This is a genomic window from Acidovorax sp. 1608163 (assembly GCF_003669015.1).
Classification (GTDB): Bacteria; Pseudomonadota; Gammaproteobacteria; order Burkholderiales; family Burkholderiaceae_C; genus Acidovorax.
Genome location: NZ_CP033069.1, coordinates 360773 through 370000, shown reverse-complemented (window position 1 = coordinate 370000; position 9228 = coordinate 360773). Strand labels below are relative to the sequence as shown.

At 63.5% G+C, this 9228-nt stretch carries 8 protein-coding genes (1 of these 8 running past the window's edge); 2 read left to right on the top strand and 6 right to left on the bottom strand.

From position 1 onward, the window contains the following. The 6 genes from EAG14_RS01615 to EAG14_RS01590 form a co-directional block, all read right to left on the bottom strand. Nucleotides 1-587, bottom strand: partial view of a benzoate/H(+) symporter BenE family transporter gene (locus tag EAG14_RS01615; protein WP_121727873.1) — the 5' portion only. The gene continues 607 nt to the left of window position 1, outside the view; the window shows 587 of its 1194 coding nt (coding positions 1-587); its start codon is at nucleotides 585-587; its stop codon lies beyond the left edge, outside the window. Between the two features lie 68 nt (nucleotides 588-655). Continuing rightward, entirely contained in the window at nucleotides 656-2569 is a 1914-nt protein-coding gene (locus EAG14_RS01610) for a potassium transporter Kup (RefSeq protein ID WP_121730246.1), read from the bottom strand. A 155-nt stretch (nucleotides 2570-2724) separates the two neighbouring features. Continuing rightward, on the bottom strand, nucleotides 2725-4020 hold the full coding sequence (gene gshA, locus EAG14_RS01605) for a glutamate--cysteine ligase (RefSeq protein ID WP_099656960.1): 1296 nt from the start codon (nucleotides 4018-4020) through the stop codon (nucleotides 2725-2727). Between the two features lie 133 nt (nucleotides 4021-4153). Next, entirely contained in the window at nucleotides 4154-5620 is a 1467-nt protein-coding gene (locus tag EAG14_RS01600; RefSeq protein WP_121727872.1) for a TrkH family potassium uptake protein, read from the bottom strand. 18 nt (nucleotides 5621-5638) lie between these two features. Further along, entirely contained in the window at nucleotides 5639-7102 is a 1464-nt protein-coding gene (gene trkA, locus EAG14_RS01595) for a Trk system potassium transporter TrkA (protein ID WP_121727871.1), read from the bottom strand. Nucleotides 7103-7204: 102 nt separating this feature from the next. Continuing rightward, entirely contained in the window at nucleotides 7205-8485 is a 1281-nt protein-coding gene (locus EAG14_RS01590; protein WP_121727870.1) for a glutamate-5-semialdehyde dehydrogenase, read from the bottom strand. A gap of 65 nt (nucleotides 8486-8550) precedes the next feature. On the opposite strand from EAG14_RS01590, the gene EAG14_RS01585 reads away from it, so the two are divergent. Beyond that, nucleotides 8551-8841, top strand: a complete 291-nt coding sequence (locus tag EAG14_RS01585) for a hypothetical protein (protein ID WP_121727869.1) — start codon at nucleotides 8551-8553, stop codon at nucleotides 8839-8841. Continuing rightward, complete coding sequence (locus EAG14_RS22585) at nucleotides 8838-9161, top strand: hypothetical protein (protein ID WP_143226001.1); 324 nt, start codon at nucleotides 8838-8840, stop codon at nucleotides 9159-9161. The genes EAG14_RS01585 and EAG14_RS22585 overlap by 4 nt, the downstream gene beginning before the upstream one ends. The last annotated feature ends 67 nt before the right edge of the window (nucleotides 9162-9228 follow it).

The following is a 9228-nucleotide window of genomic DNA, read 5'->3' as shown; positions in this document are numbered from 1 at the left end:
GGCCCCATGGACCACGCCACCTGCCCCGAAGCCGCCACCCAGGCGATGGCCGCCGCCAGCGTGATCACCACGGCATAGCGCGGCAACAAACGGCGTGCCACCAGATAGGAACCCACCATGAGCAAGACCAGAGGCAGCGCGGTCTGCAGCGCGGCAAAGGTCTGGATGCCAAACCGGGTCAATACCCCGGCCAACAACGCCGAGGCAATTTCGGAAGGAATGCGATCGGCCACACGCTCCAGCAGGCCGGTGACACCCACCAAGACCACCAGCACCGAGCACACCATGAACGCACCCACCGCCTCGCCCATGGAGAAACCACCCGCCACGCCTGCCGTCGCCAGCACTGCGGCGCCAGGGGTAGACCACGCCACCATTACCGGTTTGCGCAGAACAAGCGAGGGAAGCAATGAACACAGGCCCATCCCCAGGCCGAGGGCCCAGATCCAGGAGGTGATTTGGGCAGGCGTTGCCCCAAAACCTTGGGCCGCTTGAAACACGATGGCGACCGAACTGGTGAAGCCCACCAGCACGGCCACAAAGCCTGCGACAAAGGCCGACAGGCTGATATCTTTGAAAAATTGCATGGGGGCGCATTCTGGCACCCCGCTGCGGACCACCCGGCCCGACAGCCGGAGGACCGAGGCAAACGGTGTCAGATTTCGATTTTGGAGCCCAGCTCCACCACCGAGTTGTTGGGCAGGTGCAGGAAGTCGGCGGCGCCGCTGGCGTTGTGGTGCATCTGGGCAAAGAGCTTTTCGCGCCAGTGGGCCATGCCGCTGCCAATGGTGGGAATGACGGTATCGCGCGACAGGAAGTAGCTGGTGGTCATGGGCTCCACATCGCAGCCCCGCCCCCGCAGCGCCTCCAGCGCCCGGGGCAGGTCGGGGTCATTTTTAAAGCCGTAATGCACCACCACCTGCCAGCAATCGTGCCCCAGCGACTCCACCTGCAGCCGCTTGTCCAGGCCGATCCAGGGCACCTCATGGTTGCGCACCGTCACAAACAGGTTTTGCTGGTGCAGCACCTTGTTGTGCTTGAGGTTGTGCAACAGCGCATTGGGCACCGCGCCGGGCTCGGCCGTCAAAAAGATGGCCGTCCCATCCACCCGGGTGGGCGGGCTGATGAACACGGACTCCAGGAAGTCCTTGAGGTCGATGGCATCGGCGCGCAGCTTCTCATTGAGCAGGCGGCGGCCCTCTTTCCAGGTCATCATCAGCGTAAACACCGCGCCACCAATCATCAGCGGGAACCAGCCGCCCTGCAGCAGCTTGAGCAGGTTGGACGCGAAGAACGCCAAATCCACAATGAAGAAGCATCCCGTGGCCGCCACGCACAGCGCCAGCGGGTACCCCCAGCCGTAGCGGATCACGAAAAACGTCAGCGTGGTGGTGATCAGCATGTCCAGCGTCACCGCAATACCGTAGGCCGCGGCCAGATTGCTCGACGAGCGGAACATCACCACCGCCAGCACAATGGCCACAAACAGGCCCCAGTTCACCAGCGGCATGTAGATCTGGCCCGTGTCGCGCACGCTGGTGTGCTGGATGTTCAGGCGCGGCAAGTACCCCAGCTGAATGACCTGCTTGGTCACACTGAAGGCCCCGGTGATCAAGGCCTGCGATGCAATGACCGTGGCCAACGTAGCCAAGCCCACCAGGGGGATCAAAGCCCAATCGGGCGCCATCATAAAGAAGGGGTTTTTGACGGCCTCTGGCTCGGCCAGCAGCAGAGCACCCTGGCCAAAGTAGTTGAGCGTGAGCGAAGGCATGGCCACGCTGAACCAAGCCAGGCGGATGGGACGCTTGCCAAAATGCCCCAAGTCGGCATACAGCGCCTCGGCACCGGTCACGCACAAAACCACGGCGCCCAAGATGATGAAGCTGGTGCCTGGCTGGTGCCACATGAACAGCAGCGCGTGGTGCGGGCTCATGGCCCACAGAATTTCAGGGTGCCCCTGGATGTGGAAGACCCCCAAGACCGCCAGCGTCAGAAACCAGACCAACGTGATGGGCCCAAAGAACTTGCCAATACCGCCGGTGCCCCGCTTTTGCACGGCAAACAGGCCAAACAACACGACCAGGGTGATGGGGATGACGTACTGTTTGAAGTGGGGAGAGACCACCTCCAGCCCCTCGACCGCAGACAGCACCGAGATGGCCGGTGTGATCACCCCATCCCCATAGAACAGCGAAGTGCCAAAAATCCCCACCGCCAACAACACACCGCGCAGCTTGGGCTTGTCTTTGACCGCTTGCGAAGCCAGGGCCAGCATGGCGATCAGCCCGCCTTCGCCGTTGTTGTCGGCCCGCAGCACCAGCACCACGTACTTCAGCGAGACGATGACCGTGAGGGTCCAGAAGAAAATCGAGAGGATGCCGTAGATGTTTTCGTGCGTGAAGGGCACATGCCCCGAGCCGAACACCTCTTTGACTGCGTACAGCACGCTGGTGCCGATATCGCCATAAACGACGCCGATCGCGCCCAGCGTCAGGGCTGCGAGCGAGGATTTGGAAGAGCTTTGCACTGGAGCGACCCCGCCGCACTCGTGCGCCGGACAGGGTTCCATAATTTGGGAGAGCGCTATTTTGCGCTGCATGGCTACGCCCCCCATCAAGGCGTATCCAGATGTTGCACCGCAGCAACTGCCCTCTGGCGCCTGCCGTCAAACAATGGCAAGCATTTGAAGCGGGCACGCCACAGCGGCCCCTTCACACCCCAGCGTCAGTCGTAGACCTCGGCATCCGGGTCGGTGGCCTCCAGCTCGTAGCTGGCCGCCAGCATGGCCAGGCGGGCCACCACTCCATACATATAGAAGCGGTTGGGTGCGCTCACCCCAGGGCGCACGCCAGGCTGGGGCATGTGCGTGCTGTGCTCAAAGGCCAGCGGCACAAAGCTGGCGCCGGGGGAGTTGAGGTTTTCGTCCACGCCGCGCTCAGCGTGCATGCGGTAGAAGCCGCCCACCACATAGCGGTCCATCATGTAGACCACGGGCTCGGCCACGGCATCGTTCACCCGCTCCTGGGTCAGCACGCCTTCCTGAATGATCACGTCCGAAACCGTCTGGCCGTCTTTGATGACGGCCATCTTGTTCTTGGTCTTGCGGTTGAGCGCATCCAGCTCCTTGGCGTCGCGCACCGTCATGATGCCCATGCCATAGGTGCCGTTGTCCGGCTTGACCACCACAAACGGCTTTTCGTTGATGCCGTATTCCTTGTACTTGCGGCGCACCTTGGTCAGCAGTGCATCCACTGACGCCTGCAGTGCGTCCATGCCCGAGTCTTCGGCAAAGTTGAGCCCACTGCACTGGCTGTACATCGGATTCACGAGCCAAGGGTCGATGCCCAGCATCTTGCCAAAGCGCTTGGCCACCTCTTCGTAGTTCTTGAAGTGCGTGCTCTTCTTGCGCACGCTCCAGCCAGCGTGCAGGGGCGGCAGCAAATACTGCTCGTGCAGGTCTTCCAGAATGCCCGGGGCACCGGCCGAGAGGTCGTTGTTGAGCAAGATGGTGCAGGGGTCAAAGTTCTTGAGCCCCAAGCGCCCCTTGTTGCGCACCACGGGCTCCAGCGTCACCGAATCGCCGTTGGGCAACTCGATCAGCGTGGATTTCTTGATCTCCGGGCTGATGGAGCCCACCCGCACATTCAGGCCCGCCATGTTGAAGATGCGCTGCAGCTGCACCACATTGGCCAGGTAGAAGGTGTTGCGCGTGTGGTTCTCGGGAATGATCAGCAGGTTGCGCGCCTCGGGGCAGATCTTCTCGATGGCCGCCATGGCCGCCTGCACCGCCAGCGGCAGCATTTCCTTGGTCAGGTTGTTCCAGCCACCAGGAAAGAGGTTGGTGTCCACCGGGGCCAGCTTGAAGCCCGCATTGCGGATGTCCACCGAGGTATAGAACGGGGGCGTGTGCTCCATCCACTCCAGGCGAAACCAGCGCTCGATGGCGGGCATGGAATCCAAAATGCGCTGTTCAAGCTCGTTGATCGGCCCGGTGAGGGCCGTGATGAGATGCGGAACCATAAAAGCCCTCGGGGGACACAGTTGAAACCGATTGTAGGGAGGTGGGATTTCGGGATATGGGGACGCCCGCCACTTTCGCAATGCCAACCCCTGGCATCCTGCGCAAAAAATGCCGGTGCCCTGCCGCCAGCGATCAACGCCGCCAGAACGCGGGGGTGAGCACCGCCATGAAGCTCAAAATCTCCAGCCGCCCCAGCAGCATGGCCAGCGTGCACACCCAGATCTGAAAATCCGTCAGCACCGCAAAGTTGGACGCAGGCCCCACGCTGCCCAGCCCTGGCCCCGCACAGTTCACGCTGGCCAGCACAGCAGAAAACGCGGTCAACGGGTCCAGGTCGGTCAGCAGCAGCACCATGCTCAGGCCGATCACCGTGGCGCCGTACACCAGCATGAAGGCCAGCACCGAGAAGATCACCCGGTTGTCCACCACCGCATCGCCCAGGCGCACCGGCTGCACCGCGCGCGGGTGCACCAGCCGCGTCATCTCGCGGCGGGCCTGTTTGACCAAAATGAGCATGCGCACCATCTTGATGCCGCAGCCAGTGGAGCCCGCACTGGTGGCCACGCCCGACATGAGCAGCATCAGCACCGGCGCAAACACCGGCCAGCCCAGGTAGTCCACCGTGGCGTAGCCCGTGGTGGTGGCCAGCGACACGGTGTTGAACATGCCGTGCCGCAGGGCGGCCAGCGGCTCGTACACCCCCTTGGCCCACAGCAGCAGCGACACCACCAGCCCGCCGCCGATCAGCGTGCCCAGCGTGGCGCGCAGCTCCGGGTCGCGCCAAAAGCCGCGCCAGTCGCCCTTGCGCAGGGCCACAAAGTACAGCGCAAAGTTGCAGCTGGCCACCAGCATGAAAACGATGGCAATGGCTTCGAGCAGCGGCGACTGAAAATGCCCAAAGCTCGCGTCGTACGGCGACAGGCCACCCAGGCTCACCGTGGTGAACATGTGCATCACCGCATCCAGCGGCGCCATGCCGCCCAGCCAGTAGGCCAGCGCACAGGCCACCGAGAACAGCGCATACACGCCCCACAGCCCCTTGGCGGTGCCAGTCATGCGCGGCGTGAGCTTGGCATCCTTCACCGGCCCGGCGGCCTCGGCCTTGAAGAGCTGGCTGCCGCCCACGCCCAGCAGCGGCAGCACGGCCACCGCCAAAATCAAAATGCCCATGCCGCCCAGCCACTGCAAAAAGGTGCGCCAGATGTTGACGGACACCGGCAGCGCGTCCAGCCCGCTCATCACCGTAGAACCGGTGGTCGTGAGGCCCGACACTGCCTCAAAGTACGCGTGCGTGAACGACAGCGGCCGCCCGATGAAATGCCCCGCCAGCGTCAGCGGCAGCGCGGCAAACAAGGGCAGCAGCAGCCACACCAGCGAGACCAGCATCACCCCGTGGCGCGGCTGCAGCTCGCGCCGAAAGACGCGAAAGCTCCACCACAGCCAGCCCCCGGCAAACGCCGTGGCAGCCATGGACAGCGGGTACACAAACCAGATGCCGTCCTGCATCCACCACGACACGGCCGTGGGCAGGGCCAGGGACGACGCAAAGATCATCACCAAAATGCCCAGCACGCGCAGGACGGGAAACATGTCGGTCATGGTCGTCGCCCCACTGCGTCAGAAAAACGTCGCACTCACGCGAAACAGCTTTTCCACCTCGCGCACCAGGCGCTTGTGCGGCAGGAAGAAGACCACATGGTCGTTGCTCTCCAGGACCGTGGCGCTGCGCGGGATGATCACCTGCGGCTCGGGCAGCACAGCGCCGCCCTCGCCCGCAGGCGCCGTGGCGTCCGGCAAGCCCCGCACGATGAGGCCGATGTGCACATCGCGCGGCAGGTGCAGCTCGCTCACCTTGCGGCCCACCACGCGCGAACTCTTGCGGTCGCCGCGCACCACGATCTCCAGCGCCTCGGCCACGCCCCGGCGCAGGCTGTGCACGGCCTGCACATCGCCCTGGCGCACAAAGGCCAGCAGCTCGCCCAGCATCGCCTGCGCGGGCGACAGCGCAATGTCGATCTGTGTGCCGTGCATCAAATCGGCATAGCTGCGGCGGTTGATGAGCGCCAACACCCGCTGTGCGCCCATGCGCTTGGCCAGCAGGCAGGACATGATGTTGTCCTCATCGTCATCGGTCACGGCCAGGAACAGGTCCACCTCTTCCACGCCTTCGTCGCCCAGCAGGTCTTCATCGGTGGTGTCGCCCTGCAGCACCAGCACGTCGTGCGGCAGCACCGAGGCCAGCTCCACGCAGCGCTGCGGGTCCGACTCGATGACTTTGAGGTGAAACCGCCCCTCTTGCTGGCCCAGCTGCTGCGCCAGGCGCAGGCCCACGCGCCCGCCCCCGGCAATCATGATTCGGCGCACGGGGTGCGCATGGCGCGCATCGCGCCGGTGCAGGGCCGACAGCACATGCGCAATGTGCTCTTGCGCGGCCAGCACAAACACCTCATCGCCGGGCTCAATGCGCGTGTCGCCCGCACAGGCCACAAAGCGATCGGGCTCGTCAGGAAAGCGGCGGTAGATGGCCACCAGCCGCACCGCCACCTCGGGCGCACTGGCGCGCAACGCGGCAATGGTGCCGCCCACCATCGGCGCCCCGTGGCGCGCACGCACGGACACCAGGCATGCGCGGCCGCCCGCAAACTCGCGCACCTGCATGGCCTCGGGGTAGTCAATGAGCTTGCCGATGTAGCGCGTGAGCGATTCTTCGGGGCAGATGATGCGGTCCACCGCAAAACCCTCGGCGCCCAGCAGGCGCACATCGCCCTCCAGCCCCGTGGAGCGCACCCGCGCAATGCGGGTGGGCACGTTGAACAGCAGCTGCGCAATCTTGCAGCACACCAGGTTGGTCTCGTCCTGCGCCGCGCAGGCGATCAGCAGGTCGGTGTCGCGCGCCCCGGCCTCGGCCAGCACGGCGGGCTCGATGCCGTTGCCCACCACACCGCGCAGGTCAAAGCGCGACTCCAGATCGCGCAGGCGCTCGGCATCGGTGTCGATGACGGTGATGTCGTTGCGCTCGGACACCAGGCTGTCGGCCACGCTCTCGCCCACACGGCCCGCCCCGAGGATGATGATTTTCATGAGGGGTCAGCGATTGAGGCGAAAAAGGCCGCTAGCGCTTGATGGATAAGCGCAAGCAGCTACAAAAACAGGAGCAAATGCCACACACCGGCCCAGCGCCGCTCAGGCGCGCACTTCGCCTTCGCCCAGCACCACGTACTTGAGCGAAGTCAGGCCCTCAATGCCCACCGGCCCGCGCGCGTGGAACTTGTCGGTGCTGATACCGATTTCCGCCCCCAGCCCGAACTCAAAGCCATCGGCAAAGCGTGTGCTGGCGTTCACCATCACGCTGGCCGAATCCACCTCGCGCAGGAACTGCTGGGCGTGCATGTGGTCGCGCGTCAGGATGGCATCGGTGTGGTGGCTGGAATAGTGGTTGATGTGCGCAATGGCTTCATCCACACCCGCCACCACCTTCACACTGATGATGGGAGCCAAGTATTCCTCGCTCCAGTCCTGCTCCGTAGCAGGCACCAGCTTGGCACCAGCCACCGATTGCAGAATCGCCAGCGACTCGGGGCAGCCGCGCATCTCCACGCCCTTGGCGGCATACACCGCGCCGATCTTGGGCAGAAAATCTGCCGCCACACCGCGCGCCACCAGCAGGCCTTCGCTCGCATTGCAGGGGCTGTACTTGTTCGTCTTGGCGTTGTCGGCCACCTTCACCGCCATAGCGATGTCGCAGGGGTCGTCCACATAGGTGTGGCAGTTGCCGTCCAGGTGCTTGATGACGGGCACCTTGGCATCGCGGCTGATGCGCTCGATCAGCCCCTTGCCGCCACGGGGGATGATCACATCCACAAACTGCGGCATGGCAATCAGCTGGCCCACGGCCTCGCGGTCGGTGGTCTGCACCAGCTGCACCGCATCTTGCGGCAGGCCCGCCTCGGCCAGCGCCTGCTGCACCAGCTTGGCGAGGGCCCGGTTGGAATCAATGGCTTCGGAGCCGCCGCGCAAGATGCAGGCGTTGCCGCTCTTGATGCTCAAGGACGCGGCCTCGATGGTCACGTTGGGGCGGCTCTCGTAAATCATGCCGAACACGCCAATCGGCACGCGCATCTGCCCCACGCGGATGCCGCTGGGCTGCTGCTTCATACCAATGATCTCGCCAATCACATCGGCCATGGCCGCAAGCTGCTCACAGCCCTGGGCGCAGGTCTCCAGCACCTTGGGGCTGAGCTTCAAACGGTCCACCATCGGCTCGGCCAAACCCGCAGCGCGCGCACGCTCCAGATCGCGGGCGTTGTCCACCTGCAGCGCCTCGGTCTGCTCGCGCAACAACCGGGCCAGGGCCAGCAATGCTTTGTTTTTGATAGCTGCCGGCGCTTTCGCCATCAGCGCAGAGGCCGTTTTTGCCTGGAAACCGAGGGTGTGCGTGTATTCAGCGACGTTGAGGGCATTCATCCTGCGATTTTGCCGCAGTTGGCTTTACCCTTGCGCCCTGCCCCGCTGCACACCACCGCACCACCATGACCGACACCGCATCAGCCCAGCTCACCACCCTGGCCCAAGCCCTGCAAGCCTTTGAACGCGGCGACCACACCGCCGCCGCCCTGAGCACCCTGGCCCGCCAGCAAACCACCTTGCTCACCACCCTGCCCCCACGCTACAGCGAGGTGCTGCTGAACCTGCTGGACCGACTGGAATCGAGCGCGCTGTTCTCAGAAGAAAGCTGCTCATTCAGCCAAAAAGACCTGGTGGCGAACTTAACGGTGTGGGTAGAAAAAGCCCAAGGCACGCTAGACGTCATTGCACGATGAACCATAACCTACTCTTGTGGCGCTGGTCAGAAGCCTTTGATACGCCTGCGAAGCGAAAACAAGCGAAATTGAAGTTCGGTGATATCACCGAAAGTTTTGCGACGCACGGCCACCATCCGGCCATTGGTCATGCAGATATCAATGATTTCAAAAATGAGATTGAGGCGGTATTTGGGTCGGATGAAGTTGCTCGTCCGTTTGTTCTAGAGCTGTATGAACAATGTGCGGTCATAAGCTATTCATCATCAGTACGGTTTGATCTTGTTCCCAAGGTGGCAGGCATCGGGAAGAAGTTTGGCCTGAACGCATCGGAGTTTTAAGTTGAAAACCATGCGTCAAATCACCCAACCGTGTAGGTCGGGTTAGCGCAGCGTAACCCGACATCAA